The 26,848-nt window shown below is 70.6% G+C and carries 26 protein-coding genes; 9 read left to right on the forward strand and 17 right to left on the reverse strand.

Annotated features, from left to right (window positions below):
- Positions 1-33: 33 nt before the first annotated feature.
- Entirely contained in the window at positions 34-1,026 is a 993-nt protein-coding gene (locus AB0I52_RS18420) for a bifunctional lytic transglycosylase/C40 family peptidase (protein WP_363073769.1), read from the forward strand.
- Positions 1,027-1,295: 269 nt separating this feature from the next.
- Positions 1,296-2,030, forward strand: coding sequence for a phosphatase PAP2 family protein (locus AB0I52_RS18425; RefSeq protein WP_363073771.1), 735 nt, complete (start codon positions 1,296-1,298; stop codon positions 2,028-2,030).
- Positions 2,031-2,273: 243 nt separating this feature from the next.
- Here AB0I52_RS18425 and AB0I52_RS18430 read toward each other — a convergent pair whose 3' ends face one another.
- Together AB0I52_RS18430 and AB0I52_RS18435 are read right to left on the reverse strand one after the other, a co-directional pair.
- Positions 2,274-3,878, reverse strand: coding sequence for an FAD-binding protein (locus AB0I52_RS18430; RefSeq protein WP_363073773.1), 1,605 nt, complete (start codon positions 3,876-3,878; stop codon positions 2,274-2,276).
- A 53-nt stretch (positions 3,879-3,931) separates the two neighbouring features.
- Complete coding sequence (locus AB0I52_RS18435) at positions 3,932-4,117, reverse strand: hypothetical protein (RefSeq protein WP_363026777.1); 186 nt, start codon at positions 4,115-4,117, stop codon at positions 3,932-3,934.
- A gap of 133 nt (positions 4,118-4,250) precedes the next feature.
- On the opposite strand from AB0I52_RS18435, the gene AB0I52_RS18440 reads away from it, so the two are divergent.
- Together AB0I52_RS18440 and AB0I52_RS18445 are read left to right on the forward strand one after the other, a co-directional pair.
- Entirely contained in the window at positions 4,251-5,162 is a 912-nt protein-coding gene (locus AB0I52_RS18440) for a hypothetical protein (RefSeq protein WP_363073775.1), read from the forward strand.
- Positions 5,163-5,318: 156 nt separating this feature from the next.
- The gene (locus AB0I52_RS18445) at positions 5,319-5,513 is read left to right on the forward strand and encodes a hypothetical protein (protein WP_363073777.1); all 195 of its coding nucleotides are present in this window, start codon (positions 5,319-5,321) and stop codon (positions 5,511-5,513) included.
- A 54-nt stretch (positions 5,514-5,567) separates the two neighbouring features.
- On the opposite strand, the gene AB0I52_RS18450 is transcribed toward AB0I52_RS18445, so the two are convergent.
- The gene (locus AB0I52_RS18450) at positions 5,568-5,963 is read right to left on the reverse strand and encodes a metal-sensitive transcriptional regulator (RefSeq protein WP_363073779.1); all 396 of its coding nucleotides are present in this window, start codon (positions 5,961-5,963) and stop codon (positions 5,568-5,570) included.
- A gap of 198 nt (positions 5,964-6,161) precedes the next feature.
- Here AB0I52_RS18450 and AB0I52_RS18455 point away from each other — a divergent pair, with 198 nt between their 5' ends.
- Together AB0I52_RS18455 and AB0I52_RS18460 are read left to right on the forward strand one after the other, a co-directional pair.
- Entirely contained in the window at positions 6,162-6,782 is a 621-nt protein-coding gene (locus tag AB0I52_RS18455; RefSeq protein WP_024493297.1) for a DUF47 family protein, read from the forward strand.
- A 5-nt stretch (positions 6,783-6,787) separates the two neighbouring features.
- Positions 6,788-7,786: an inorganic phosphate transporter gene (locus tag AB0I52_RS18460; RefSeq protein ID WP_363073781.1), complete on the forward strand. Its 999-nt coding sequence runs from the start codon at positions 6,788-6,790 to the stop codon at positions 7,784-7,786.
- Positions 7,787-7,917: 131 nt separating this feature from the next.
- Here the strand turns inward: AB0I52_RS18460 and pstB are convergent, their stop codons facing one another.
- The 12 genes from pstB to AB0I52_RS18520 all read right to left on the reverse strand — a co-directional run bounded on the left by pstB (position 7,918) and on the right by AB0I52_RS18520 (position 20,754).
- Positions 7,918-8,694, reverse strand: a complete 777-nt coding sequence (gene pstB / locus AB0I52_RS18465) for a phosphate ABC transporter ATP-binding protein PstB (RefSeq protein WP_363073783.1) — start codon at positions 8,692-8,694, stop codon at positions 7,918-7,920.
- A 24-nt stretch (positions 8,695-8,718) separates the two neighbouring features.
- Entirely contained in the window at positions 8,719-9,801 is a 1,083-nt protein-coding gene (gene pstA, locus AB0I52_RS18470; protein ID WP_363073785.1) for a phosphate ABC transporter permease PstA, read from the reverse strand.
- Positions 9,798-10,790, reverse strand: a complete 993-nt coding sequence (pstC, locus tag AB0I52_RS18475; protein WP_363073787.1) for a phosphate ABC transporter permease subunit PstC — start codon at positions 10,788-10,790, stop codon at positions 9,798-9,800. The genes pstA and pstC overlap by 4 nt, the downstream gene beginning before the upstream one ends.
- A gap of 145 nt (positions 10,791-10,935) precedes the next feature.
- A complete protein-coding gene (gene pstS / locus AB0I52_RS18480) occupies positions 10,936-12,072 on the reverse strand; it encodes a phosphate ABC transporter substrate-binding protein PstS (protein ID WP_363073789.1) in 1,137 nt (378 codons plus the stop codon).
- 386 nt (positions 12,073-12,458) lie between these two features.
- Positions 12,459-12,890, reverse strand: coding sequence for an NUDIX hydrolase (locus tag AB0I52_RS18485; RefSeq protein ID WP_363073791.1), 432 nt, complete (start codon positions 12,888-12,890; stop codon positions 12,459-12,461).
- Complete coding sequence (locus AB0I52_RS18490; protein ID WP_363073793.1) at positions 12,887-13,888, reverse strand: CHAD domain-containing protein; 1,002 nt, start codon at positions 13,886-13,888, stop codon at positions 12,887-12,889. Before AB0I52_RS18490 ends, AB0I52_RS18485 begins: the two co-directional genes overlap by 4 nt.
- Positions 13,875-16,130: an RNA degradosome polyphosphate kinase gene (locus AB0I52_RS18495; protein WP_363073795.1), complete on the reverse strand. Its 2,256-nt coding sequence runs from the start codon at positions 16,128-16,130 to the stop codon at positions 13,875-13,877. The genes AB0I52_RS18490 and AB0I52_RS18495 overlap by 14 nt, the downstream gene beginning before the upstream one ends.
- Positions 16,131-16,381: 251 nt before the next feature.
- Positions 16,382-17,353 carry a hypothetical protein gene (locus AB0I52_RS18500; RefSeq protein ID WP_363073797.1) on the reverse strand — a complete coding sequence of 324 codons (972 nt, stop codon included), beginning with the start codon at positions 17,351-17,353 and terminating at the stop codon, positions 16,382-16,384.
- Positions 17,350-18,249, reverse strand: coding sequence for an ABC transporter ATP-binding protein (locus AB0I52_RS18505; RefSeq protein ID WP_363073799.1), 900 nt, complete (start codon positions 18,247-18,249; stop codon positions 17,350-17,352). Before AB0I52_RS18505 ends, AB0I52_RS18500 begins: the two co-directional genes overlap by 4 nt.
- Entirely contained in the window at positions 18,246-18,656 is a 411-nt protein-coding gene (locus tag AB0I52_RS18510) for a GntR family transcriptional regulator (RefSeq protein WP_363073801.1), read from the reverse strand. The genes AB0I52_RS18505 and AB0I52_RS18510 overlap by 4 nt, the downstream gene beginning before the upstream one ends.
- A 90-nt stretch (positions 18,657-18,746) precedes the next feature.
- The gene (gene mshD, locus AB0I52_RS18515) at positions 18,747-19,685 is read right to left on the reverse strand and encodes a mycothiol synthase (RefSeq protein ID WP_363073803.1); all 939 of its coding nucleotides are present in this window, start codon (positions 19,683-19,685) and stop codon (positions 18,747-18,749) included.
- A 73-nt stretch (positions 19,686-19,758) separates the two neighbouring features.
- On the reverse strand, positions 19,759-20,754 hold the full coding sequence (locus tag AB0I52_RS18520) for a PDDEXK nuclease domain-containing protein (RefSeq protein WP_363073805.1): 996 nt from the start codon (positions 20,752-20,754) through the stop codon (positions 19,759-19,761).
- A gap of 294 nt (positions 20,755-21,048) precedes the next feature.
- On the opposite strand from AB0I52_RS18520, the gene AB0I52_RS18525 reads away from it, so the two are divergent.
- The gene (locus AB0I52_RS18525; RefSeq protein ID WP_363073807.1) at positions 21,049-22,941 is read left to right on the forward strand and encodes a 5'-nucleotidase C-terminal domain-containing protein; all 1,893 of its coding nucleotides are present in this window, start codon (positions 21,049-21,051) and stop codon (positions 22,939-22,941) included.
- Between the two features lie 102 nt (positions 22,942-23,043).
- Here the strand turns inward: AB0I52_RS18525 and AB0I52_RS18530 are convergent, their stop codons facing one another.
- Both AB0I52_RS18530 and AB0I52_RS18535 read right to left on the reverse strand, forming a co-directional pair.
- A complete protein-coding gene (locus AB0I52_RS18530; RefSeq protein WP_363073809.1) occupies positions 23,044-24,045 on the reverse strand; it encodes a hypothetical protein in 1,002 nt (333 codons plus the stop codon).
- 105 nt (positions 24,046-24,150) lie between these two features.
- Positions 24,151-24,609, reverse strand: a complete 459-nt coding sequence (locus AB0I52_RS18535) for a hypothetical protein (RefSeq protein WP_363073811.1) — start codon at positions 24,607-24,609, stop codon at positions 24,151-24,153.
- 297 nt (positions 24,610-24,906) lie between these two features.
- Between AB0I52_RS18535 and AB0I52_RS18540 the strand changes: the two genes are divergently transcribed.
- Positions 24,907-25,857: a winged helix-turn-helix domain-containing protein gene (locus tag AB0I52_RS18540; protein ID WP_363073813.1), complete on the forward strand. Its 951-nt coding sequence runs from the start codon at positions 24,907-24,909 to the stop codon at positions 25,855-25,857.
- Positions 25,858-25,944: 87 nt separating this feature from the next.
- The gene (locus tag AB0I52_RS18545) at positions 25,945-26,838 is read left to right on the forward strand and encodes a phosphatidylinositol-specific phospholipase C (protein ID WP_363073815.1); all 894 of its coding nucleotides are present in this window, start codon (positions 25,945-25,947) and stop codon (positions 26,836-26,838) included.
- Positions 26,839-26,848: the final 10 nt, after the last annotated feature.

Below are 26,848 nucleotides of genomic sequence, written 5' to 3' on the forward strand. Positions count from 1 at the left end.
ATGGGGGATGGTTGAGGGGTGCGGAAATTCTGGATGGTGGGTGGGATCGGCGTCGGGGCCGCCATGTGCTTCGTGGCGTTGCTCGTCGTCGGTACGTACTCCGCCGCGGCCGGCCTCGGGGGCGGCGGCGGTGGGGCTGTTGGGCTGGCCAAGGGGGCCGTGCCGGCCAAGTACCAGCCGTTGGTGGAGAAGTGGGGCAACCTCTGTCCCGCCATCAACCCAGCCCTCCTGGCCGCCCAGCTGTACCAGGAGAGTGGCTGGGACCCGGACGCCGAGAGTCCGGCCGCCGCGCAGGGCATTGCGCAGTTCATCCCCGGGACCTGGGCCGGGCACGGGATCGACGGGAACAACGACGGCAACCGGGACGTCTGGGATCCCGCCGACGCGATTCCCTCCGCCGCGTCGTACGACTGCGAACTGGCCGGGTACGTGAAGAAGGTGCCGGGGGACGCGACGGACAACATGCTGGCCGCCTACAACGCCGGTGCGTACCGGGTGATCAAGTCGGGCGGGGTCCCGCACATCGCGGAGACGGAGAACTACGTCAAGATCATCCGCTCCCTGGAGAAGAGCTTCGCCAAGCCCGTGGGCCGGGTGCAGCCCTCGCAGCAGGCCGCGGGCGCGATCTACTTCGCGCAGAAGAAGCTCGGCACGAAGTACCTGTGGGGCGGAAACGGCACGGCCGAGCAGGGCGGGCGGTTCGACTGTTCGGGGCTGACGCAGGCCGCGTACCGGACGGTGGACATCGAGCTGCCGCGGGTGGCGAACGACCAGTACAACGCCGGGCCGCACCCCTCGCGCGACGAGCTGCTCCCCGGTGACCTGGTGTTCTTCTCCGACGACCTGACCAACTCACGGGCCATCCACCACGTCGGCCTGTACGTCGGCGGCGGGTACATGATCAACGCTCCGTACACTGGTGCCGTCATCAGGTTCGACAAGATCGACTCGCCCGACTACTTCGGTGCGACACGCGTCACCAAGGACGGTGCCGCCGCCCTTCCGACCACGCAGCCGGCCGCCTGACCGTTGGGCGGCGGTGGCCGGAACTCTCTGTGAAGCCTGGGCCCTGAGCTGCGACGATGAGTCACTCTTCGATAACGTCATGGTGATCATTCGGTGGAGAGTGGAACGTACGCACGGGACGCGTCGTTCTCTGGTTGGACCGGGGCCGCAGCCACTGACCGAGCGTCGTCCCACGTACGTGATCGAAGCGAACACGGGGGTTCGTCAAAGCGGTGCACATGGGTGTGTGCCGCAGTACCAACAGCAGACAAGGCAAGGGGCCGCGGCAGATGGCTGGACTCGCACTGGATGGGTCGAACCCCGACGTCAGCCTGCTCTACGACATCAACGGGCTCGCCAAATCCGCTCCCACCTGGTTCGACCGGGTCATGGAGTTCATCGGCGAGTACGGGATCATGCTCGGCATGGTCCTGGTGGTCCTGTGGTGCTGGTGGAGTGTCCGCAGGCGCGGCACCTCCGAGGATTCGGTGACGGCTGTCTCCGGAATCGTCTGGGCGCCGCTCGCCGCGGGGATCGCACTGCTCATCAACATCCCGATCCGCGGATTCGTCGAACGGCCGCGGCCGTTCAAGGACCACCAGGGGCTGAACGTCCTGGTGGACGGGAAGAACGACTTCTCCTTCGTGAGCGACCACGCCACGATGGCGATGGCCCTGGGTGTCGGACTCTTCGTGGCGAACCGCAAGTTCGGCATCGCGGCGATCGGGCTCGCGCTGCTGGAGGGTTTCTGCCGGATCTACATGGGCGTTCACTACCCGACCGACGTCATCGGCGGTTTCGCCCTCGGCACGGCCGCCGCGCTGCTGCTCGCGCCGCTCGCGATGATGCTGCTGACGCCCCTGGTGGGTGCCGTCTCACGGTCTCCCCGGCTGGGCCGGCTCGTGCGGTCGCGCCGGCCGCTGTCGGCGGCAGGGGCCGGGAGCCGGGGCGAGGCCCTCGGGATTCCCGAGCCGCGGCCGGGATCGGGCGGCGGCGAGGACGGCGAGAAAGGACTCGCGGCGTAGGGGTGCAGACGCCGCGAGTCCTTGACCACGCAGGTCCTTGACCACGCAGGTGTTTGACCACGCAGGTGCTTGACCACGCAGGTGCTTGCAGGCTGACGTGCTTGCAGGCTCAGCCCTCGGAGGGCGCCCCGCCGCTGGTGGCGTTCCGCAGCCGCAGCCGCAGCCGCAGCCTCCCCCGACCGGCCACCGCGAGGGCGGTCCGGTCCGGGGAAGCGGCGGCTGTCCGCACTGGTGGCCCGGTGCTCAGAGCGACTGCGGGAACGTGAAGAAGCCGTCCGGGTCGTACTTCTTCTTCACGTCGCCCAGACGGGCGGCTGCCGTGCCGTAGTAGGCGTTCCGCCAGTCGGTCAGCGCCGGGTCCGCGTAGTTCTGGTATGCCGCTCCGGAGGCGTAACGGCGAAATGCGGAATGGGTGTCTTTCAGCCAGTTCTGTTGGGTGTTGCCCGAGGTGCCGGGGCGCCAGGCGCCGATGTACTGGGCGAGTATCCGCGAGCTCCGGTGGACGAACGCCGTGGCCTGCGGGCCGACCCGGTTGATGGCCCCGCCCAGCGCGGTGAGCGCGATCGAACCCCCGCCGCCCTGCGTCGCGTCGAGCCGGGTGAAGGCCTCCGTCCGGTCGAGGAGGGCCTGGACGCCGGCCGGGGGCAGCGAGTGGTCGTAGAAGTCGGACGCGGCCGCGTACGTCTCGCGCCGGAGGGTGCCCTGCGAGGTGCGGCCGGGTGTGGTGCCCGGCAGGTGGCACTGGGCGTCGGTGATGCCCGAGCAGCCCGCGTACACGAGCATCGCCTCCTGGTAGCTGCGGCGGCGCAGCGAGACGGAGGAGGCCGGGGCGCCGATCCGGTCGGCGAGGCGGTCGACGGCGTTCTGCAGATCGCCGTACGTGCCGAGGCTGAACGCCGCGACGGACACGGTCGGGTTGCCGCCGCCGGGGCCCGCCGCGAGGTGGGCGGAGGACCAGATCTCGTCCGGCTGGTCCGGGCCCCACTCCTGCCAGGCCGTGACGACGGACCGGGCCCGCGACCACGGCCAGGACATGTACGCGGTGACGGTCTGCGGGGCGGGGCGGGTGCGGAAGCGGAGTTCGGTGACGACGCCGAAGTTGCCGTTGCCGGCGCCGCGCAGCGCCCAGAAGAGGTCCGAGTGGTGTTTGGCGTCGGCGGTGAGGGTCTTGCCGTCGGCGGTGACGATCGTCGCGGCGGTGAGGCTGTCACAGGTGAGGCCGTATGCGCGGGATGCGACGCCGTGGCCGCCGCCGAGGGTGAGGCCGGAGACGGCGACCGTGGGGCAGGAGCCGCCGGGGATGGTCACGCCGTGCGCGGCGAGGCCCTGGTAGACGTCGAGGAGGCGGGCCCCCGCGCCGATCGTGCCGTTCCCGTCGACGCGGGAGAGTGATGAGACGTCAACGACGAGCCGGCCGTTGCCGCTCGACCAGCCGCCGTAGGAGTGGCCGCCGCTGCGGATGGCGACGGGTGTGGAGCTGCGCCGGGCGAAGGCCAGGCACTCGCGGATGTCGGCCTCGTGCCTGACGTAGGCGACGGCGGCCGGCTTCTGGCCGTCGTAGCGGGTGTTGTAGAGCTGACGGGCGGTCCGGTAGGCCGCGTCGTCGGGGCGTACGAGGGACCCGTCGAGGCTCTCGGCCAGCGCGGGCCAGTCCGCAGGGCCGGAGGGTGCGGTCGTCGACGGGGCCGCGGACGTGCCCGTGGCCGTCGGTGGGGCGGTCGATGTGGCCGGGGTCGAGCCGCCGGTGGGCGTGCCGGATCCGGTGTCGTCGCAGGCGGTGGTGGTGGCTCCGGTGAGTACGGCTGCGGCGCCCGCGGTCAGGACGGTGCGCCGGTTCGGCAGGGTCATCGGACCTCCGGGGTGGGGGGACGGGTCCTCGTGGGGCATGGCGGGCGGCCCGGTCAGGGGGCCGCGCGGTGCGCGTCGGCGTCGGCGCGGGCCCGGTCGCGGGATCTGCGGGCCGGTCCGGACCAGCCGCAGCCGCATCGGGCGGTGCAGAACGAGCCGCGTTCGACGGTGGTGGGTTCGTGGGCGGACCGGGCCGGTGGGACGGCCGGCGGAACCTCGGCGGTGTGTTGGTCATACACGCGTCCACGGTACTGGGCGGGGCCGTCCGGCGGTGAGGGGTGGGCGAGCGGCGTTACGGGGGGCAGGGGCCGTCGTTATCCGGAACGGGTGGGGGGCTCGGGCAAGCGGCACGGCGTTGGGGGTTGGCAGGCGATGGTGGTGCGGCAGCACAGATCCGGAGGCGGGGCGCGCGCTGTGTGTGCCCTCGCCGCGATGGGCGCGATGGCGGCGGCCGCCGGTTGCTCGGGCGGTGGCGGGGACCGGGTCGCGGCTGACGGCCGGGCCGGCGCCGGGGCCGTCGAAGCGGTGCGGCGGGCGGCGGTGGTGCTCGCCGGGACGGGGACCGGCGGCGCGTCCCCCGCGGGGAACTCCGGCGCGGAGAACCGGTCCGTGGCCGCAACCGCCGAGGTGAGTACGTCGATGGAGACGGCTGCGGGCGGTACCTGGGTGACGATCAGGGGCAGGGGGACGTACGACTTCCGTACCCGGTCCGGCCGGCTCAGGGTCGTCCTGCCGCAGGACGCCGCGGGCGAGGAGGAGCACCTGCCCATCACGGAACTGCTGACCCCCGGCGCGCTCTACATGCTGAACCGCGGCGCCGGGGTGCCCGAGGACAAGTGGGTCAGGATCGACACGACGGCACTGGCGGACGGCAACCTGGTGACCGGTGGGGTGACCGATCCGATGGCGGCGGCGGAGCTGCTGCGCGGGGCGCGCGCGGTGACGTATGTGGGCGAGACCGATCTGGCCGGGGTGACGGTGCGGCACTATCGGGGCACCACGGACATCGCGCGGGCCGCGCGGCAGGCGTCGGCCCCCTCGCGGGGTGCGCTGACGGCGGCGGCCAAGGGGTTCCGCACGCGGACGGTGTCGTTCGACGCCTATCTGGACGAGCAGGGGCGGCTGCGCAAGGTGCGCCACCGGTTCAGCTTCGCCAACGAGGGGCCCGCGGTGGAGGTGGTGTCGACGACGTTGCTGTACGGCTTCGGAGTGGCGGTCTCCGTACCGATCCCGGCCGGGCGCGACATCTACACCGGTGAGATCGAGCAGGGGCGGCAGCCGTGACCGCCCCGGACGGGGCGGGTCCCCGCGAGCCCGAGGTGATCCGAGGGGCACGCCCTAGGCATCTGGCTGAGGCGAAATGGCCCGTCCGTGCCATGCGCGGTGCGTGGTGCGCTCCCTACCCTAGGAAGTCGGCGACGGCAGTGAGAGGTGAGTGACGTGGTGACGCTCAGCGCACGGACCGTATCGGACCATGTGGCACTCGCCGAGATCGAGCTGTGCGGGGAGCTGATGATCGCGGCGTCGGCGGCGATCGGGGAACGGCTCAGCGCGGACCGCATCGACGAGGTGCTCGACGTCAAGGTGATCACCGAACGCACCACCGTCCCCCGGCAGGGAGAGCGCCGGGGGTGACGGGGGCGGTGTGACGGGCGCGACAGGGCCGGCGCGGCAGCGGGTGCCGGTGTCTCAGGTGCGCAGCAGCCGGGCGATGGCCTTGGTGGCCTCCTCGACCTTCGCGTCGATCTCCTCGCCGCCCTTGACCGCCGCGTCGGCGACGCAGTGGCGCAGGTGCTCCTCCAGCAGTTGGAGTGCGAAGGACTGGAGCGCCTTGGTGGAAGCCGACACCTGGGTGAGTATGTCGATGCAGTAGACGTCCTCGTCGACCATGCGCTGCAGGCCGCGGATCTGGCCCTCGATGCGGCGCAGGCGCTTGAGGTGCTCCGCCTTCTGGTGGTGGTAGCCGTGTATGCCCCGGTCGTGATCGGTGACGATCGCGGCCGCGGGAGCCGTGGCGTCCGCCGGGGTCGTGACGTCCGCGGCGTCCGGCGACTGGGCCGCCCCGGTGGCCTCGGTGGTGGTCATTACTGCCTCCCGTTTTCCCTTTACCCTGCCGTATATACCCCTGGTGGGTATATCCTAACGAATTCAGCTGAAACGTGACCGGGGCCCCGTGCTGATCACTCTGCCTGATGCGCGACACTGAAGAATGCCGGTTAGCCGTGGCCGGATGATGCGCCTAGCATCAGCCTGACCGAATCCAAAGCACCCCGAGGACCCCACGTGCGCTTTCGTCTGACCCCCAGGGAGACGAGCTTCTACGACATGTTCTCCGCGTCTGCGGACAACATCGTCACGGGCTCGAAACTCCTGATGGAACTGCTCGGGGCGGATTCTGCCTCCCGAGTCGAGATCGCGGAGCGTATGCGGGCAGCGGAGCACGCGGGGGACGATGCCACCCACGCGATCTTCCACCAGCTGAACTCCTCCTTCATTACGCCGTTCGACCGCGAGGACATTTACAACCTCGCATCCTCGCTCGACGACATCATGGACTTCATGGAGGAGGCAGTCGACCTCGTCGTGCTGTACCAGGTCGATGAGCTCCCCAAGGGTGTCGAGCAGCAGGTCGAGGTTCTGGCGCGGGCGGCGGAACTGACCGCCGCGGCCATGCCGAACCTGCGGACCATGGACAACCTCACCGAGTACTGGATCGAGGTCAACCGCCTTGAGAACCAGGCCGACCAGATCCACCGCAAGCTGCTCGCCCAGCTCTTCAACGGCAAGTACGACGCCATGGAGGTGCTGAAGCTGAAGCAGATCGTGGACGTACTGGAAGAGGCTGCCGACGCATTCGAGCACGTCGCGAACACGGTGGAGACCATCGCGGTCAAGGAGTCCTGAACCACGTGGACACCTTTGTACTGGTCGTGACCATCGGCGTCGCGCTCGGTTTCACGTATACGAACGGCTTCCACGACTCGGCGAATGCCATCGCCACCTCGGTCTCCACCCGGGCGCTGACCCCGCGTGCGGCACTGGCCATGGCAGCGGTGATGAACCTCGCCGGCGCGTTCCTCGGCAGCGGGGTCGCCAAGACCGTCAGTGAGGGCCTCATCGCGACGCCCGAGGGCGACAAGGGGATGGGAATCCTCTTCGCCGCGCTGGTCGGCGCGATCATCTGGAATCTGGTCACCTGGTACTTCGGCCTGCCGTCGTCGTCCTCCCATGCCCTGTTCGGCGGCATGGTCGGCGCCGCGCTCGCGGGCGGGACGCTGGTGCACTGGAGCGGGGTGCTCGACAAGGTCGTCATCCCGATGTTCGTCTCGCCGGTGATCGGCCTGGTGGTCGGCTATCTGGTGATGGTCGCCATCATGTGGATGTTCCGGAAGTCCAACCCGCACAAGGCCAAGCGCGGTTTCCGGATCGCGCAGACGGTCTCGGCCGCGGGCATGGCGCTCGGCCACGGTCTGCAGGACGCGCAGAAGACGATGGGCATCGTGGTGATGGCCCTGGTCATCTCCGGTCACGAGAAGTACAGCGACCCGATCCCGGTCTGGGTGAAGCTCGTCTGCGCGCTGATGCTGTCGCTGGGTACGTACGCGGGTGGCTGGCGCATCATGCGGACGCTCGGCCGCAAGATCATCGAGCTGGACCCGCCGCAGGGATTCGCCGCGGAGACGACGGGGGCGTCGATCATGTTCGGCTCGGCGTTCCTGTTCCACGCGCCGATCTCGACGACGCACGTCATCACCTCGGCGATCATGGGTGTGGGCGCCACGAAGCGGGTGAACGCGGTGCGGTGGGGTGTCGCGAAGAACATCATCCTGGGGTGGTTCATCACGATGCCGGCCGCGGCACTGGTCGCTGCGGCGAGCTACGGGATCGTCGTGCTGCTGTTCGGCTGACGCCGGCCTGGGCACCACGGGCTTGAAGTGGGTCCGCCCCCGCTCTCCACAGGAGAGCGGGGGCGGACCCTTCGCCTTGTGGTGGCACCGCCATGCAGCACCTCAAGGCCGTCTGCGGGAGAGGTTCCGGCTCAGCCGAAGCGGCCGGAGATGTAGTCCTCGGTGGCCTGGACCGACGGGTTGGAGAAGATGCGTTCCGTCTCGTCTATCTCCACGAGCTTGCCGGGCATACCGACCGCGGCGAGGTTGAAGAACGCCGTGCGGTCCGAGACGCGGGCCGCCTGCTGCATGTTGTGCGTCACGATGACGATCGTGAAGCGTTCCTTCAGCTCGCCGATCAGGTCCTCGATGGCGAGGGTGGAGATCGGGTCGAGGGCGGAGCACGGCTCGTCCATCAGCAGCACGTCCGGCTCGACCGCGATCGCGCGGGCGATGCACAGCCGCTGCTGCTGGCCGCCGGAGAGGCCGGAGCCGGGCTTGTTCAGCCGGTCCTTGACCTCGTTCCAGAGGTTCGCGCCACGCAGCGACTTCTCCACGATGTCGTTCAGGGCGTTCTTGCGGTAGCTGCCGTTCAGCCGCAGGCCCGCCGCGACGTTGTCGAAGATCGACATGGTCGGGAACGGGTTCGGGCGCTGGAAGACCATGCCGACCGTGCGGCGCACGGTGACCGGGTCGACGCCGGAGCCGTACAGGTTCTCGTCGTCCAGCAGCACCTTGCCCTCGACGCGGCCGCCGGGGGTGACCTCGTGCATCCGGTTCAGGGTGCGCAGGAAGGTGGACTTGCCGCAGCCGGACGGGCCGATGAAGGCGGTCACGGAGCGGGGTTCCACGGTCATGGAGATGTCGTCGATCGCCTTGTGGGCGCCGTAGTAGGCCGACAGACCACTGATGTCTATGCGCTTGGCCATCTGAATCACTGCTTTCCGTCGGCCTCAGCGGCCGGTCTTCGGGGCCTTCCAGCGGGCGATGCCGCGGGCCACCAGATTGAGGATCATGACGAAGGCGATCAGGACCAGGGCGGCGGCCCAGGCGCGGTCGTACGACGCGGTCTCGCCGATCTTGTACTGCTCGTAGATGTAGAACGGCAGTGAGGACTGGGCGCCTTCGAAGGGGTTCGGGTTGATCAGCTGACTGCCGAAGACCAGCAGGATGATCGGTGCGGTCTCTCCGGCGATGCGAGCGATGGCGAGCATGACGCCGGTGGCGATGCCGCCGATCGCGGTCGGCAGGACCACCTTCAGGATGGTCCGCCACTTCGGGATGCCGAGGGCGAGGGAGGCCTCGCGGAGCTCGTTCGGTACGAGCTTCAGCATCTCCTCGGTGGAGCGGACCACGACCGGGATCATCAGGATCGTCAGGGCCAGCGCGCCCATCAGGCCGGAGGGTTCGAGACCCGCGATCAGCATGATCGAGAGGATGAACAGGCCGGCCACGATGGACGGGATACCGGTCATCACGTCGACGAAGAAGGTGACGGCCCTGGCGAGCGAGCCCTTGCCGTACTCCACCAGGTAGACCGCGGTGAGCAGTCCGAGCGGGGCGGAGATCACCGTGGCGATGCCGACCTGTTCCAGCGTGCCGATCAGCGCGTGGTAGACACCGCCGCTGTCCTCGGACCCCAGGACACCGGCCATCGAGTGGGTCAGGAAGTAGAGGTCCAGGCGGCCCGAGCCGCGGCTGACGGTCGTCCAGAGGAGCGAGGCCAGCGGGACGACGGCGATCAGGAAGCACACCCACACCAGGCTGGTGGCGAGGCGGTCCTTGGCCTGCCGCCGGTTCTCCACGACGCTGGTCGCGACGTACGAGATCACCAGGAAGAGCAGCGCGGAGACCAGGCCCCACTGGACGCGGCTGTGCCAGCCGGCGGCCGCACCGGTGCCGACGCCGAGGGCGATCGACAGGGCGGCGAAGCCGAGCGGGGCCAGGCGGGGGAGCGTACGGCTGCTGAGGCTGTTGCCCGGTGCGGGCGGTGTGGGCGTCGGACGGTCCTGGACGCTGGTGGACGCGTGGTTCATGCGTTGGCCCCCGAGTACTCCTTGCGGCGGGCGATGATGAGCCGCGCGGCGCCGTTGACCAGCAGGGTGAGGACGAAGAGGACCAGGCCGGAGGCGATCAGGGCGTCGCGCCCGAACGCGTCGGCCTCGCCGAACTTCGCGGCGATGTTCTGGGCGAACGTCCCGCCGCCCGGGTTGAGCACGTGCAGCGAGATGAGGAAGCTCGGCGACAGGACCGTGGCGACGGCCATCGTCTCGCCGAGCGCGCGGCCCAGGCCCAGCATCGAGGCCGAGATCACGCCGGAGCGGCCGAACGGCAGCACCGAGAGGCGGATGACCTCCCAGCGGGTGGCGCCGAGCGCGAGTGCGGCTTCCTCGTTCATCTTCGGGACCTGGAGGAAGACCTCGCGGCTGACGCTGGTCACGATCGGCAGGATCATGATCGCGAGCAGGATGCCGACGGTGAAGAGCGAGCGGGCGACGCCGACCTCGGTCTTCTCGAAGATGTACGTCCAGCCGAAGAACTGGTCGAGCCAGAGGTTGAGGCCTTCGAGGTACGGCACGAGGACGAGCGCGCCCCAGATGCCGTAGACGATGCTGGGCACCGCGGCGAGGAGATCGACGACGTACGCGATCGGGGTGGCCAGCCTGCGCGGTGCGTAGTGCGAGATGAAGAGGGCGATGCCGACAGCGATCGGAACCGCGATGACCATCGCGATGATCGAGCTGACGACGGTCCCGAAGAGCAGGACCGCGATGCCGAAGACGGGGGGGCTGCCTGCCGGGTTCCAGTCGAAGGTGGTGAAGAAGTTGCCTTCGTCCTTCGAGATGGCGATGCCGGCGCGGTAGCTGAGGAACACGGCGATCGACGCCATGAGCACGAGCAGCAGGATGCCGGAGCCCTGTGACAGGCCCAGGAATATCTTGTCGCCGAGGCGACCGGTCGGCCTGGGGCGGGTGCGCCCGCCCGGCCGGACCGGTGGTGTCTCTGTCTGTGTGGTGGAAGCCATGGTCTTTCCGGTCTGTGTGGGGGAGCGGAGGGCTCCCCTGGCGGCGGTGCACCGGATGGGGGTGGTGGGGGCCGGCCGGTCCGGAGGGGTGTACCGGACCGGCCCGCCTGTCGCGTCTGCGTTCGTGCCGGTTGCGCGGGTTCGGTTACGAGAGGGAGGCGACCGTCTCGCGGACCTTGGTGTTGATCGCCTCGGGGATCGGGGCGTAGCCGGCCTCGGTGAGGAGCTGCTGGCCCTCGGTGGAGGCGGTGTAGCCCAGGAAGGACTTGACGGTGTCGAGGGTGTCGGCCTTGTTGCCGGTGTCGCAGACGACCTCGTACGTCACCAGGACCAGCGGGTAGGCGCCCTCGGCCTTGGTGGTGTAGTCGAGGTCGAGCGCCAGGTCCTTGCCGGTGCCCTTGACCTTGGCGGCGGCGATGGCCTTGGAGGCGTTCTCCGAGGAGGCCTTGACCGGGGCGGCGCCGCCGGTGTTGATGTCGACGGTGGAGATCTTCTGCGACGAGGCGTAGGAGAGCTCGAAGTAACCGATCGAACCGTCGACCGCCTTCACCTGGGAGGCGACACCGGAGGAGCCGGACGCGGCCTGGCCACCGGGGGCCGGCCACTTCTTCTCGGCCTCGTACTTCCAGTCGCTCGGGGCGGTGGCGGCGAGGTACTTGCCCAGGTTCTGGGTGGTGCCGGAGTCCTCGGAGCGGTGGAAGGGCTGGATCGGCTTGTCCGGGAGCTTGGCGCCGGGGTTGAGCTTGGCGATCGCCTCGTCGTTCCACTTCTTGATCTTGGTGTCGAAGATCTTGGCGAGCGTCGGGGCGTCCAGCGTCAGGCTGTCGACGCCTTCGAGGTGGAAGCCGACCGCGATCGGGCCGCCGACCATCGGGAGGTTGATGCCCTGGCCGGTCTTGCAGATCTTCTTCGAGTCGGCGGCCTCTTCGGGCTTCAGCGCCGAGTCGGAGCCGGCGAAGCCGACGGTGCCCTGGTTGAAGGCGACGATGCCCTCGCCGGACGAGGAGGAGTGGTAGTTGATCTCCACGCCGGAGCAGGCGGCCATGTAGTCCTTGACCCACAGGTCCATGGCGTTCTTCTGGGCGCTGGAGCCGGAGGCACGCAGCTGGCCCTTGGCGCCGTCGCACTTGACGTTCGAGGCGGCCTTCGTCTTGCCGCCGCTCCCGCCGGTGTCGCCGCCGCTGTTGTTGTCCGAACCGCACGCCGTGAGGACCAGGGCGCCGGAGACGGCGAGGGCACCGAGCGCGGTGGCACGAAGCCGGTTCTTGCGCTGAAGCTTCACTTTCGGGTGTTCCTTCCAGGAGCCGCCGAGGTTGTTTTCGTTCTACGACGGCGTGCGAGGTGATGGGTGGTGCGGAAGTCTTGGCCGGTGCGGGGGTTTCCCGGGTGATGCGGTGGTTCGCCGTGCACCGTGTACTGCCGAAATTAGGCAGCAGAGGTGAAGCGGTTTGCGGGGGTGGGTGAACGGGAGGTGAACCGTGTCGGGCGGCCTGGTTCCGGACCGCGGAGCGGGTCCGGGGGCGCGGCTTCGGGGGCCCGGTGCGGGGGCCGTGCCGAGGCGGCCCGGTCCCGCGCAGGGGTTCCGTCCTCCATACGCCGGACGGGCTGGCGGGCGGGCGCGGCCCGGACCGGCCGGACGGGCTGGCGGGCGGGCCCCGTCCCGAGCGGCTACGCGTTCGGCAGCGTCGGGAGGGCCGTGTCCAGCAGGGCGCGGTCGCGCGGGTGGGTCAGGCGGGCGCGGGCGGCCTCCGGCGGGAGCCACACCACCTTGTCCACCTCGCGGTTCGGGACGAAGGCGCCCGCCGTGGCCTCGGCGGACCAGTACGTGACCTCCTTCGGGCGTCCGTTCGCCGGGTACCGGACCATGGGGAGCACGGCGCCCGGCACGCAGTGGTGGCCCGTCTCCTCCAGGACCTCGCGCAGAGCCGCGTCCCGCGGGGACTCGCCGCGTTTCAGCTTGCCCTTGGGGAACGACCAGTCGTCGTAACGCGGCCGGTGCACGAGACAGATCTCCACGCCGTCGGCGCCGCCCGCGCCGTGCGTGCCGTGCGGCGGGCGGCGCCAGAGCACGCACCCCGCCGCCCGCACCGTGGTGCTCATCGCGCGGTCACGGCCGCCGCGTACGGCCAGGTCTCCCGGAACACCGCGCGCGCCGCCCCCACCTCGTGGCGCTGGTCGGCGTGGAGCACCCCCAGGGCGTACGCGGTCGCCGGGGCGATCCGCGGTGTGCGGGCCGCGGACGCCGCGGCGGCGGCGGCCTCCGCCGCGTCCCGGTGCAGGTCGAGCGCGTGACCCGGGCCCGCCAGGACCGGGTCGGGGGCGCCGTGCACCACCTCGTGGGCGTACCGGTGCAGCCGCAGCAGCAGGCGGGCCTGGTGCCAGGGCGCGTCCCGCGACTCGTTGTACGGCTCGGCCGCCTCGTCCGACGCGAGCGCCGCCACCGCGCCGAGCAGCCGCTGTTCGGCCCGGTCCGCGGGCTCGCCCAGCAGCTCGGCGGCGGGTGCGGCGGCCGCGGGGGCGAGCGGGACCTCGGAGGCGAGCAGCGCGACCGCGTCGGCCACGGCGTGGAAGCGGGAGGAGCCGAGCGCCTGGAGCGCCGCGGAGTGGGCGCGGGTCCGGGCGAGGGTGAGCCGGCGTTCCAGCAGTGCCCCGGCGCGTGCCGCGCCGACGCCGAGGCCGGCGCCCTCCTTGGCGGCGGCCTCGGCGGCACGGCCGCCACCGGACTCCGTTCGGGCCGCGGGCAGCGGTGGCCCCGAGAGCCCGTGCAGCGCGTCCAGGAGCCGGTTCAGCCGGTCCGCGTAGGCGTGCTCGCGGGCGAGCGTGCCGGACAGCCAGGCCAGTTCGGTGCGCAGCTGCTCGGCCCAGGGCGGGTCGAGCGCGGTCCGGAAGGTGTGCAGGGTGCCGCTGATCCGGCGGGACGAGCGGCGGAGCGCTGCGGCGGCCTCTTCGGCGGCCTGCGGACCGGCGTCCGTGGGGGTGCTGTTCTCGCGGTGCAGGCGCAGACTGCGCAGGAAGTCCGCTGCCTGCGCCCGGAGATACGGTGCGAGCACCGCCCCCGCGGTCACGTCCGTCCGGGTCTGGTGGTCAGGGCGTCGCACGCCGGCGCCTCCGGGCGTCAATGAGCATTTCCTGTACGTGCCGCAGCGGCCGGCCCTCCGCGTCCGTGGCGTGCCGGGTCCAGTTCCCGTCGGGGCCCAGGTGCCAGGAGGAGGTGGTGTCGGCCATGCCCGTCTCCAGGAGCCGGCTGAGCGCGGCCCGGTGGGCGGGGTCGGTGACCCTGACCAGGGCCTCGATCCGGCGGTCGAGGTTGCGGTGCATCATGTCGGCGCTGCCGAACCAGACTTCGGGTTCGCCGCCGTTGCCGAACGAGAACACCCGGGAGTGTTCGAGGAAGCGGCCGAGTATGGAGCGGACCCGGACGTTCTCGGAGAGCCCGGTGACGCCGGGGCGGATCGCGCAGATGCCGCGCACCCAGATGTCGACCGGCACACCCGCCTGCGCGGCCCGGTAGCAGGCGTCGATGATCGCTTCGTCGACCATCGAGTTGACCTTGACGCGTACGTAGGCGGTGCGGCCGGCCCGCTGGTGGGCGATCTCGTTGTTGATCCGGGCGATCAGCCCGTCCCGCAGTGACTTCGGGGCGACCAGCAGGCGGCGGTAGGTCTCGCGGCGCGAGTAGCCGGAGAGCCGGTTGAAGAGGTCGGAGAGGTCCGCGCCGACCTGCGGGTCGGCGGTGAGCAGGCCGAGGTCCTCGTACAGCCGGGCCGTCTTGGGGTGGTAGTTGCCCGTGCCGACGTGCGAGTAGCGGCGCAGGGTGTCGCTCTCCTGGCGGACGACGAGCGAGAGCTTGCAGTGCGTCTTGAGGCCGACGAGCCCGTAGACGACGTGGCAGCCCGCCTCCTCCAGTTTGCGCGCCCACTTGATGTTGGCCTGCTCGTCGAAGCGGGCCTTGATCTCGACGAGCACGAGGACCTGCTTGCCGGACTCGGCGGCGTCGATGAGGGCGTCCACTATCGGGGAGTCGCCCGAGGTCCGGTACAGGGTCTGCTTGATGGCGAGGACGTCCGGGTCGCCCGCCGCCTGTTCCAGGAAGGCCTGGACGGAGGTGGAGAAGGAGTCGTACGGGTGGTGCAGCAGCACGTCGCGTTCGCGCAGGGCGGCGAAGATGTCGGGCGCGGAGGCGGACTCGACCTCGGCGAGGTCGCGGTGGGTGCCGGCGATGAACTTGGGGAACTTCAGCTCCGGCCGGTCCAGCGACGCTATGCCGAACAGCCCGGTGAGATCGAGTGGTCCGGGCAGCGGGTAGACCTCGGCGTCGGACACCTTCAGCTCGCGGACCAGCAGGTCCAGCACGTACGGGTCGATGGACTCCTCGACCTCCAGGCGGACCGGCGGGCCGAAGCGGCGCCGCATGAGCTCCTTCTCCAGGGCCTGGAGGAGGTTCTCGGCGTCGTCCTCCTCGACCTCCAGGTCCTCGTTCCTGGTGACCCGGAACATGTGGTGCGCGAGGACCTCCATGCCAGGGAAGAGCTCCTCCAGGTGGGCGGCGATGACGTCCTCTATGGGGACGTAGCGCTGCGGGGAGGCCTCCAGGAAGCGGGTCAGCAGCGGCGGGACCTTGACCCGGGCGAAGTGGCGGTGGCCGCTGACCGGGTTGCGTACGACGACGGCGAGGTTGAGCGAGAGGCCGGAGATGTACGGGAAGGGGTGCGCCGGGTCGACGGCCAGCGGGGTCAGTACGGGGAAGACGCGCTGGCGGAAGAAGGTGAACAGGCGGGCCTGCTCCTTCTCGGTCAGCTCGGGCCAGCGGATCAGCTGGATGCCCTCGTCGGACAGGGCGGGGGCGACGTCCTGCTGGTAGCAGGCGGCGTGCCGGGCCATGAGTTCGCGCGAGCGGGTCCAGATCAGGTCGAGGACCTCGCGGGGCTGGAGTCCGGAGGCGGAACGGGTGGCGACACCGGTCGCGATCCGGCGTTTCAGGCCCGCCACCCGGACCATGAAGAACTCGTCCAGGTTCGAGGCGAAGATGGCGAGGAAATTAGCCCGTTCGAGGAGGGGGGTCGAGGGGTCCTCGGCCAGTTCCAGAACACGTTCGTTGAACGCGAGCCAACTGCGTTCCCGGTCCAGGAACCGGCCCTGCGGCAGCTCGTCCCCGTCGACATCGGGTTCGTACGCGTCGGCGTCGGCGTCGATGTCGGGGTCCAGATCGGCGGCGGTGGACAGGGCGGCGCTGCCGGAGGCGGGGGCGGCGACGGCGTGCGGCCGGTGTGCGGCGATGGAGCCGACGGAAGGCTGAGCGGCGGGCTGGACCGGGACCTCGGAGCTGGGCTGCTGGCTCATGGACCCATTCTTCCGCGCGGAGCGCTCCGGGGGCGCGTCGGAGGGGTGCGAGATCGCGGAGATCGCACGCTCGGCGCGTTCTCTGCCGGGAATTCGCCCGTTGCGGGGGGACGGCACAGCTGGCTGCATTGTGAGAGGGTCGCAAGGGCGTCTGAATGGCCGGTAACGGCGACATGACATGCAGGAAGCGGTGTGGCCGTGTCCGGGGGACGGTCAGGCCCCCGGACACGGCCGCGCGGCCGTGTGTCCGCTCAGCCGTGGCTGCGGCGCAGGACGCGGAAGGCGAGGGCGACGGCGGCCGCCGCGAGGCCGAGCAGGATGCCGGTCTCGACGAGCTGGAGCGGCCAGAAGTGCGAGGCCGGGTGGTAGTCGATGTACCACGAGGTGGCGCCGTGGCGGGCCATGCACGCGCCGACATCGGTGGCGTCGACGCAGGTGGTGTCGCCGAGCCGGGTGCCGTCAGCGGTCATCCAGCCGACGGCGACGTCGGAGGCTGCCGACGGGTAGCGGAGCCCGGTCCGGAGAGCCGGGGTGTCGGTCCGCATCGGCCACAGTCCGCTGCGTACGGCGTTCATGATCACGACCACCGCGGCGTAGGCGACCGCGGTGACGGCCATCGCGGGCAGCGTGCGCCGGATCAGTACCGCGGCGAGTGCGCCGAGCGCGAGGCAGAGCAGGGCGTAGCCCACGGGGGCGGGGCCCATCGCCCCGTACACCTCCCGCTCGAACCACTGGGCCGGGTAGTTCGTGCCGAGCCCTCGGGACCAGGCCCAGGCGTACACGGCCGACAGGACGGAGACGCCGGCCACGGTGAGGACGGCGGGTACGGCGAGCTTCGCGGCCAGCCAGCGGGTGGGCGTGACGGACTGGCTCCAGGAGAGCCGGTAGGTGCCGTCCTCCAGCTCCCGGCCGATCATGGGCCCGGCGACGAACAGGCCGATGACCGCGGGCAGGATCATCATCGCGACGCCCGCGTACGCGAGCAGGCGGCTGAAGTACAGCTCGACGCTGAGGAAATGGCGGACGGCGATGCCGCAGCCGTGGACGGTGTGCCGTACCGAGCAGCCGGTGCCGGCGAAGGTGGTGGCGGCGGCGGACGTCACCCACCAGGCCACGCCCACCAGGGCGATCCCGACGAGCGCGAGCGCCCCCGTGATCCACAGGACGCGGCGGTGCTGGAGTACGACGACGCGGGCCGGGCCGCGCAGGGCGAGGGCGCTCATGCCGCGTTCACCGGCTCACGGGTCCGGGCGTCCGCGCTCGGCGTGAGCAGCACGGGTGCGCCGGGGGAGCGGAGGTGGGCGAGGAGCAGCTCCTCCAGGGACGGTTCGGCGGTCTCCCAGTCGGTGTCCACCGGGCCCTCCTTACGGACGAGTGCGGTCAGCAGCCGTCCCGTGGTGCGGGATTCGACGACGGTGTGCGGGGCGAGGTCCCGTACCGGGCCGGTGAGCAGGGTGTGCGCGGTGAGCAGGTCGTCCGTCTCGCCGCCGAGCCGGATGCGGCCGTCGTCGACGAGGAGGAGGTAGTCGCAGGCGTCCTCCAGCTCGGCGAGGATGTGCGAGGACATCACGATGGTGGTGGAGCGCTCGGCGGCCTCGGCCATCAGGGCGCCCATCAGCTGGTGCCGGCCGAGCGGGTCGAGGTCGGCCATCGGCTCGTCCAGCAGCAGCAGTTCGGGCCGCTTGCCGAGGGCGAGGGCCAGGGCGAGCCGGGTGCGCTGGCCGCCGGACAGGGCGCGGACCCTGGCGTCCCGGGGGAGCGGCTCGACGATGCGCTCGGCGGCGTCCTGGTCCCAGGTGTCCGGGTTCAGCTCGGCGCCCGCCCAGAGGGTCTCGGTGACCGTCAACTGCGGGTACAGCGGCTTGTCCTGGGCCACGAAGGCCATGCGGCGGCGGGCGTCGCCGGGCGCCGAGCCCAGCACCCGTACCGTTCCCTCGGCCGGCCGCAGGAATCCCGCGGCCAGGCTCAGGAGGGTGGACTTCCCCGCACCGTTGGGTCCGACGAGGGCGCACACGCGCCCGGCGGGCAGCCGGAACGAGCAGTCGCGCAGCGCCCAGCCCCCGCCCCTGCCCCGGTACCTCATGCCGAGGCCCTCGGCCTCGATCGCAGCGCCTGTCATCCGGCCTGGTCCCCCTCGAAAGTCTTGGTCAGTACAGCGGTGAAGAGCGCGCTCACGTCGTCCTTGTCCAGGCCGGCGGCGCGGGCGCGGGCGGCCCAGTCGGCGAGTTCGGCGCGCAGCGGGGCGTCGTCGGCCGCCGCCGCGCCGCCGAGGGTCCGGGTGACGAAGGTGCCGAGACCGCGCCGGGCCTCGACGAGCCCTTCGCGCTCCAGCTCCCGGTAGGCCTTGAGCACGGTGTTCGGGTTGATGGCGGTGGCCTCCACGACCTCGCGTGCGGTGGGCAGCCGGTCGCCGGGCTCCAGCAGATTCAGCCGCAGGGCCTGTTTGGTCTGCTGGACGATCTGGAGGTACGTGGCGACGCCGCTGCGCCGGTCGATGCGGAACTCGACCGCTGCGGTCCGTGCCATGTTCACCCCTTTCACTAATTGAGTAGTGAAAGGGTGGCGTAAAAGAGGGGCGGCGTCAACCGACGCCGCCCCCGGGTGGGTTGTGGCCGCTCAGGACTCCGTGCGGTACATCAGGTCCACCTCGTGCGTGGTGAAGCCCATCCGCTCGTAGACCGCCACGGCCGCGGTGTTGTCCGCGTCGACGTAGAGCATCGCGGTCGGCAGGCCCTCGGCGGCGAGGTGGCGCAGCCCGATCGCGGTGAGCGCCTTGCCCAGGCCGCCGCCCTGCGCGTCGGGCCGGATGCCGACCACGTACACCTCGCCGAGCCGCTCCTCGGCGTGCACCTTCGTCCAGTGGAAGCCGATCAGCTCGGCGGCGCCGCCATCGGTGGAGCGCTCGGCGAGGAAGAAGCCCTTCGGGTCGAACCAGGGCTCGGCCTTGCGGTCGTCGAGGTCACGCTGGGTCAGTGAGCCCTGCTCGGGGTGGTGGGCAAAGGCGGCGCGGTTCACGGCCAGCCAGGCGGCGTCGTCCTGGCCGGGGACGAACGCCCGGACGGTGACGCCCGGCGGCAGTGCCGGCTCCGCGATGTTCAGCGGGCTCAACGGCCGCCGCAGCTGGCGCAGTTCGCGGAAGAGCGAGAGGCCGAGCACCTGCGCGAGATGGCGCGCCGCGGACCTGCCTCCGTGCGCCCACACCCGCAGCCGCTTCCCGGTGGCGGCCAGCAGCGCCGCCCCGAGCGCCCGCCCGTGCCCGTGCCCGCGGTGCGAGGGATGCACGACCAGCTCGGCGGCCGGCGCCTCCACGGGGTCGGTGTCCTCCAGCTGCGCGTACCCGACCAGCACGCCCCCGGCGGTCAGCAGGAAATGCCGCACACCTTCCCGGTGCCCGCCCCGCAGCTGAAGCCGCCCCTGCTCGGACACGGCCTGCCTGCCATCGGAGACGGCCGCCTCGGCGAGAAGCCCGGAGACGGCTTCCGCCTGCTCGGGGGAGAGGGCGCCGAGCGTCTGGATCTCGCGTCCGGGGGCGGGGAAGGGTACGTCAGTCGTCATGCTTACGAGCGTACGGGGGCGGCGGCGCGGAACGGAGGGTGGCGCCGGGCCCCGGAGAGGCCGGGAGTCCGGCTCACCCGGCGACCGGCGGGGTCTGCAGCACGTTGTCCGCGATGCGGGAGAGATCCTCGGCGCTCGGGAGCAGGGCGCGGACCCCGTCGGGCAGCGCGGCGTACGTACTGACGGCAAGGGGCTGGTTGTGTCCCCGCAGCGCGTACTCGACCATCGCCCGGTCGCGGCTCTCGGCGATGAGGATGCCGAGAGTGGGCCCGTCGTGCTCCTTGTCACGGACCAGGTCGTCGACGACCGAGACGTAGAAGCCGAGCTGCCCGAAGTGCCCGGGACTGGCTTTCCTGGTCTTGAGCTCCAGCACGACGTAGCAGTGCAGCTTGCAGTGGTAGAAGAGCAGGTCGATGCGGTATTCGCTGTCGCCGACCACGATGGGGTACTGGCGTCCGACGAAGGCGAAGCCGACGCCCAGTTCGGTCAGGAAGCGGACCAGGTTGGCGACGAGGGCGTCCTCCAGGTCCCGTTCGGCGGGCCGGCCCTCCAGTTCGGTGAAGTCGAGGCGGTACGGGTCCTTGAAGATCTGCTTCACCGCGTCGGAACCGGCGGGGAGCGTGACGTCGAAGTTGTTGGCCGCGGCGCCTTCGGCGAGGTGCAGTTGGGCGTGGATCATCGAGCCCAGGGGGTCGCGGGACCAGCCGTGATGAACGGCGTGCTGGGCGTAGAAGTCCCGCTCGAAGGTGGTCTTGCACTTGCTCATGAGGGTGACGATGTGGCCCCAGGGCAATTGTCCAACGGCTTGTTGGACAATTGAGTCCGGCCACGTCCTGGCCATCTGCTGCATGTAGTGGATGTTGGACCGGCTGAACCCCCGCTGGTTCGGGAACTCCGTCCGCAGCTCGGTGGCGATCCGGTCGACGACCTTCGTGCCCCATTTCTCTCCGCGCTGCCGATCCAGGATCGTCCGTCCGATCGCCCAGTACATCTGGAGCATTTCGGTGTTGACCTTGAGCTGTGCGCGCACATGTGCGCCCCGCACGATCGCCTTCAGATCGTCGATCATCTCGTGGAACCCCGGCGGCAGTCCTCACCCTCCTGATCCCTGCTGAGCAGGGACGACGGCCTTCGGTGTGGTGTTGCTGTCCACGGCGTACAGATTTGCGGCCTTGATGCGAGCGGTGACGTTTCTGCTCGCATATGTACGCCATAAGGGTGAACGGTCCGGTTCTGCTCAGTCGGCAACCAGTTCGTAACCCCGGACACCTGTCGCGCTACGCGCGTTGACTCTAGGCTGCGGCACGCAGGCTCCAGACTCGTCACCACTCTCAAACCTCCCGCTGAACTCACAAGGGGACCGATGTCAGCGACACCGCAGAAGAACCGCGCGTCCCGGCGGGTGCTCGCCGCCGCAGCCGGCCTTGCCACCGTCGGAGCGCTCGTCGCGGCCATGCCGGCCGGGGCGCAGGAGCGCGGCCACGGACACGGCAAGGACCACGGGCACCACAAGCCGGCCGGCACCGTCGATGTGCAACTGCTGTCCTTCAACGACCTGCACGGCAACCTGGAGCCGCCGGCCGGCTCGGCCGGCACGGTCAACGAGACGCTGGCCGACGGCACGACCAAGGCTGTTCCGGCCGGAGGGGTGGAGTACCTCGCCTCCTCGCTGCGTACCGCGCGCAAGGGCCACCCGTACTCGATCACCGCGGCCGGCGGCGACATGGTCGGCGCGAGCCCGCTGCTGTCGGGGCTCTTCCACGACGAGCCGACCATCGAGGCGCTCAACAAGATCGACCTCGACGTGACGAGCGTCGGCAACCACGAGTTCGACGAGGGTGCCACGGAGCTGGCCCGTCTCCAGAACGGCGGCTGCCACCCGGTCGAGGGGTGCTACGAGAAGGGCAAGAAGTTCAAGGGTGCCGACTTCCCGTACCTCGCCGCCAATGTGACGAGCGAGAAGACCGGCAAGCCGATCCTCAAGCCGTACACGGTGTGGAAGAAGAACGGCGTCAAGATCGGCTTCATCGGGGTGACCCTGGAGGGCACGCCGAACATCGTCACGGCCAACGGCGTCAAGGGCCTGAAGTTCCACGACGAGATCGAGACGGTCAACAAGTACGCCAAGGAACTGGACCGGCAGGGCGTCAAGTCCATCGTCGCCCTGATCCACGAGGGCGGCGCACCCGCCTCGTCGTCGTACAACTACGACTGCGACAGCCCGGGTGCAGGTGACGGCATCTCCGGGCCGATCACCGACATCGCCAAGGGCATCTCGCCGAAGGTCGACGCGCTGGTGACGGGCCACACCCACCAGGCGTACGTGTGCACCATCCCCGACCCGGCGGGCAACCCGCGCCTGGTCACCTCGGCCTCGTCGTTCGGCAAGCTGTACACGGACACGACGCTCACCTACGACCGCCGCACCAAGGACATCGTGCGCACGGCGGTGAAGGGCTCAGGTGCGTCGAAGGCGTCGAAGGGGTCGAAGCACCACCCGCAGCCCAAGCCCGCGAACCCGGTCTCGGCGAACCACATCGTCGACAGGGACCAGGCCCCGGCCAACGACATGACGGCCCTCATCGCGCGCTGGAACACCCTCGCGGCGCCGATCGCGAACCGGCCGCAGGGCTACATCTCGGCCGACATCAACGGCCGCGGCTCCACGGCCCCGGAGAAGCCGCTCGGCAACCTGATCGCGGACGCGCAGCTGGAGGGCCTCGCGCCGGCGGACAAGGGCGGGGCGGTCGTCGCCTTCATGAACCCGGGCGGCATCCGTGCCGACCTGGTGTACAAGGCGTCGGGCAGCGAGGGCGACGGCGTGGTGACGTACGGCGAGTCGTTCACCGTGCAGCCGTTCACCAACATGATGAACGTCCTCGACCTGACCGGCGCGCAGCTCGTCACCGCGCTCCAGCAGCAGGTCAGCGGCTCGAACGAGGCCAGCCCGAAGATCCTTCAGGTGTCGAAGGGCCTCACGTACACGCTGGACATGACGAAGTCGGGCGCCGACCGGGTGGTCGCCGACACGATTCTGCTGAACGGCGAGGCAATCGACCCCGCCAAGACGTACCGCGTCGCGATGAACGAGTTCCTGGCGGGCGGCGGCGACGGCTTCGCGGCGCTCGGTGCGGGCACCAACAAGCTGGTCGGCGCCTCCGACCTGGACCTGTTCAACGACTACCTGGTCGCGCACTCCACGGCCGCCGCGCCGCTGGCGCCGCCGGCGACTGACCGGATCACGGTCGTTCAGTAGCGAGTACGCACGCGAAGGGGCGGTGGGCCTTCCGGTCCACCGCCCCTTCGCGTGCGTACATCCGGGCCGCCCCGTCCCGGAACGCGTGGGGGCGGGCTCCTCTCACGAGGGCTGCGGGGCCCGGTCGTACTTGCGCATCAGGCCGGGGAGCCGTTCGGCCTCGGAGGCCTTGTGGTCACGGGTCTTCGCCAGCTCCCGCGCGTGTGCGTCGATGGCGGCGTTCTCGTAGCCCGTCTCGACGGCGAAGTTCACCCCCAGCACGTTGGTCCGCAGTTTGCAGGAGATGTCGGCCGTGGCGACGGCGACCTCCGCAGGGCTCGGCCCGGCGCTCAGCAGGTCCCAGCGCGCGTCCTCGATCGCCGCGTCGGGGTCGCGGTAGGTGAGTCCCTTGCCCCGCATACAGGAGGACCACCTGCGGTTCACCGCCGCGACGCGGGGGTCGGAGCGCGAGCGGTCGAACGCCTCACCGCGCAGTCGGGCGACCAGGTCGTAGCCCCGCTGGACCTCTGCCGTCCGGTCCCCGTGGACGGTGCGATCGGCCAGCCCGGCACATCCGCCGTCGGGGACGTCCTTGTTCCGCACGGGTGTTGTGAGCTTCTGCCCGTTGGGTTCCTGGCCCGACAGCACTCTGCGTTCCGGGACCGAAAGAGTGGTGGCGGCCTGTGGAGCACGAGTTTCGGCGGTCGCTTCGCCGAGGTGGTATCCGCGCCGTGCGGCGATGGTGCGCTCGCTGATTCCGTAGCGGCGGGACTCGTACTCGCGCCAGGTCGCGACCGTGGTGCCGATGTAGTCCGACGACAGGTGGGGCAGGTGTCGGAAGCCGTAGCCGCGCATGCAGTGCTGTTCCACACGGTAGATGAGGTACTCGCCGGTGGCCTGCTCCTCGGGTGTCGGCAGGTACGCGTTCAGCGGCAGCCGGAGGTCCACCGTGGTGGTCGGTGTGGGCGTGGCGACGGGCGGTCGGGTGGCCGAGGTACCCGGCGCTCCGCCGCCGCAGCCGGAGACGAGGAGCGAGGCGGCGAGCGCGGCGGCGGACAGTGCGGCGAGCCATGCCGCACGGCTCCGTGACGCGGCCCGTTCCGTGTTCACGCCTGGTGCTGCCACGATCAACTCCTGGATGAGGGGGCTCTTCCGGCCGCAGAGCGGGCTCCGCACGTCCCGCGCTGTTCGCGGTGCCCGGGACGTGCGGAGCGGCTGTGCGCAGTGGGCTCAGGTGCAGCTGTCCACGCGGATCGAGGCGTTGTTGTTGCGCAGATCGCCGTTCAGGTTCCCCGCATACCCGGCGTGCAGCCAGTTGGCGTCGCCCTTCCAGCCGGGGGAGTAGAAGACGGCGACGTGGCAGTTGGTGGTGTTGTTGCCCATCGAAGCGGCGTTGTTGCGCACCACCTGCCCGGCGCCGGCCGTACCGGTGCCGTGGTTGGCGAACTTGTTGCCGGCCAGGTCCTTGTCGGAGGTCCGGGTCGGCGTCCAGCTCGCGTTGGTGAGGTTGGGGCTGTAGTAGAGGCACAGGTAGGTGCCGCAGGGCTGCCAGAACGACGACCAGGTGTCGATGTTCGTCGAGGTCGCACCGGCCGCGGGCGCGAGCCCGAGCGTGACGGCGCCGACCGCGGCCATGGCGGTGGCGGCCAGGGCCGTCCGCTTGAGGGAGACGGTTCGTAACAGGTTCATCTGTGACTCCTGCGATTCTCGTGTGCGCGGATGGGACTGCCGGGCACTCGGCTCCCGCAGCCGCCTGAACGGCTGCGGGAGCCCACCCCCGTCGGCCCGGCCCCGGCCCGGTGCGAGCGGTCCGCACGAGGCCGAATTGGTGCTTCCGCCCGAGGAGGGCCGGTGCCACCCTCGAATGGCTTGCGTGTCCCATGGTCGGGACCGGGCCGCAGGACGGCGATCTGTTCGGTTCTGGCCGAACCGTGGGGCGCCGCCGGGGGAGGCCCGGCGCCGGAGCGAGGGGGACGGATGCTCAGGGTGCGATTCACGCCCGAGGACCTGCTGGGGGTGACGTTCGCGACCGGGCCCGCGCCGCTGATGGAGCTGGTCCTCGTGGCCGCGATGGCTCAGCGGGAGGTCTCACCGGTCTTCGGGCGGTGGCACCGCACGGTCCGGGCGGGCTTTCCGCGTGAGGCGCGCAGGCTGCTGGAGCTGGTGCCGCCGACGGCGACGGGGCCGATGTTCCTGGACCCGTTGAGCCGGGGACTGGAGGACGGCCTGGACACGGTCCTGTCGGCCCCCACGGACGCCGTCCGCGGCGAACTGGACCGGGTGTGCCGGACGAGCCGTCCGGTCACCCCGTGGCTTCGCGGGCTGGCGGACCGGGACGCGGCGGCCTGGCAGGAGCTGGAGCAGTCGCTCAGGTCGGCGTACACGGGCCTCGTGGGACCGTCCTGGAATCGCATCCGGTCGGGCTTCGACGCCGAGCGCGCCTGGCGCACCCGCCAGCTCGCCGAACACGGGATGCGCGCGACGCTGGCCGGTCTCGTCCCCGGTGGCCGCTGGCAGGGGACGACCCTGGTCCTCGACTGCGCGAAGGAAGCCGAGGTCAACCTGACCGGGCACGGCCTGGTACTGCTGCCGTCCGCCGTGTGGGACGGCCCGCCCGTGATGGCCGTGCACGACGACGCCCCGAGCGTCTTCATCTACCCGGCGCTGACACCGCTGCCGCTGCTGGGCGCACGCGACGGCGCGGACCAGCCGCTGAGCGCCCTGCTGGGACGGACCAGGGCCGCGGCTCTCGGCCTGCTCACCCAACAGCTCACGACCACGGACATCGCCCGGGAACTGGACATCAGCAAGTCGTCGGCCTCCGAACACGCGAAGGCGCTCCGGGACGCCCGGCTCATCGTCACCCAGCGCGAGGGCAAGGCGGTCTGGCACTCCTGCACCCCACTGGGGCTGGATCTGCTCACGGGGTCGGCCTGAGTCCGTGGCGATGCGCTGTTCCGACAATGACGTGCACCCGACATAATCCGAGGGCTTGCTCCCCACGGCATCCGGAGGCGTCCCCGCATGAGCCCGTACACAGCCAACCGCCGGAACTTCCTGGCCGGCGCACTGGCCGTATCCGCCACCGCCCTCCTGGGCGCGGCCCCCGCCCATGCCTCGTCCCGCCAGGCCCTCACCACCCAGGACTGGATGAGCGGCATCGCGGACGGCACCGCGTTGCAGCGGCTCACCATCCCCGGCTCGCACGACTCGGGCGCCCGCTACGGCGGACCCTGGACCGAGTGCCAGAACACCACGATCGCGGAGCAGCTGAACAGCGGGCTGCGTTTCCTCGACGTACGGTGCCGGATCACGGGTGGCTCCTTCGCGATCCACCACGGAGCCTCGTACCAGAACCTGATGTTCGGCGATGTCCTGGGCGCCTGCTGGGACTTCCTGGCGGCGCACCCCACGGAGACGGTGCTGATGCGGGTCAAGCAGGAGTACTCGGAGGAGAGCGACGCGGCGTTCCGGGCGGTCTTCGACGACTACCTCGACGTCAGAGGCTGGCGGCCGCTGTTCCACATCGATCCGGCGCTGCCCTCGCTGGGTGAGGCGCGCGGCAAGGTCGTGCTGCTTGCCGACAACGGAGGTCTGCCCGGGGTGCGTTACGCCGACCCGGGGCTCTTCGACATCCAGGACGACTACATGGCGGAGCCGTTCGCCAAGTACCCCAAGATCGAGGCCCAGTTCCGCAAGGCGGCCGAGCAGCCGGGCAAGCTCTTCATGAACTACGTCTCGACCGCCGCCCTGCTGCCGCCCCGCGGGAACGCGGACCGGCTCAACCCGCAGGTCCAGTCGTTTCTCGACGGCTCGGGGACGGCCGGCTGGACCGGTCTCGGCATCGTCCCACTGGACTTCCCGGCGACCCGGTCCGGGCTGGTGGAGTCGCTGATCCGGCACAACCCGGGGGCCTGAGCCGCCGTTC

The sequence above is a fragment of the Streptomyces sp. NPDC050423 genome (genome assembly GCF_040655445.1).
GTDB lineage: Bacteria > Actinomycetota > Actinomycetes > Streptomycetales > Streptomycetaceae > Streptomyces.

Bases quoted from the DNA above. Each gene is read 5' to 3' on its own strand.
- AB0I52_RS18420 (WP_363073769.1), top strand. From the start codon at position 34: ATGGTGGGTGGGATCGGCGTCGGGGCCGCCATGTGCTTCGTGGCGTTG.
- AB0I52_RS18425 (WP_363073771.1), top strand. From the start codon at position 1,296: ATGGCTGGACTCGCACTGGATGGGTCGAACCCCGACGTCAGCCTGCTC.
- AB0I52_RS18430 (WP_363073773.1), bottom strand. From the start codon at position 3,878: ATGACCCTGCCGAACCGGCGCACCGTCCTGACCGCGGGCGCCGCAGCC.
- AB0I52_RS18440 (WP_363073775.1), top strand. From the start codon at position 4,251: ATGGTGGTGCGGCAGCACAGATCCGGAGGCGGGGCGCGCGCTGTGTGT.
- AB0I52_RS18450 (WP_363073779.1), bottom strand. From the start codon at position 5,963: ATGACCACCACCGAGGCCACCGGGGCGGCCCAGTCGCCGGACGCCGCG.
- pstB (WP_363073783.1), bottom strand. From the start codon at position 8,694: ATGGCCAAGCGCATAGACATCAGTGGTCTGTCGGCCTACTACGGCGCC.
- pstA (WP_363073785.1), bottom strand. From the start codon at position 9,801: ATGAACCACGCGTCCACCAGCGTCCAGGACCGTCCGACGCCCACACCG.
- pstC (WP_363073787.1), bottom strand. From the start codon at position 10,790: ATGGCTTCCACCACACAGACAGAGACACCACCGGTCCGGCCGGGCGGG.
- AB0I52_RS18485 (WP_363073791.1), bottom strand. From the start codon at position 12,890: ATGAGCACCACGGTGCGGGCGGCGGGGTGCGTGCTCTGGCGCCGCCCG.
- AB0I52_RS18495 (WP_363073795.1), bottom strand. From the start codon at position 16,130: ATGAGCCAGCAGCCCAGCTCCGAGGTCCCGGTCCAGCCCGCCGCTCAG.
- AB0I52_RS18500 (WP_363073797.1), bottom strand. From the start codon at position 17,353: ATGAGCGCCCTCGCCCTGCGCGGCCCGGCCCGCGTCGTCGTACTCCAG.
- AB0I52_RS18505 (WP_363073799.1), bottom strand. From the start codon at position 18,249: ATGACAGGCGCTGCGATCGAGGCCGAGGGCCTCGGCATGAGGTACCGG.
- AB0I52_RS18510 (WP_363073801.1), bottom strand. From the start codon at position 18,656: ATGGCACGGACCGCAGCGGTCGAGTTCCGCATCGACCGGCGCAGCGGC.
- mshD (WP_363073803.1), bottom strand. From the start codon at position 19,685: ATGACGACTGACGTACCCTTCCCCGCCCCCGGACGCGAGATCCAGACG.
- AB0I52_RS18520 (WP_363073805.1), bottom strand. From the start codon at position 20,754: ATGATCGACGATCTGAAGGCGATCGTGCGGGGCGCACATGTGCGCGCA.
- AB0I52_RS18525 (WP_363073807.1), top strand. From the start codon at position 21,049: ATGTCAGCGACACCGCAGAAGAACCGCGCGTCCCGGCGGGTGCTCGCC.
- AB0I52_RS18535 (WP_363073811.1), bottom strand. From the start codon at position 24,609: ATGAACCTGTTACGAACCGTCTCCCTCAAGCGGACGGCCCTGGCCGCC.
- AB0I52_RS18545 (WP_363073815.1), top strand. From the start codon at position 25,945: ATGAGCCCGTACACAGCCAACCGCCGGAACTTCCTGGCCGGCGCACTG.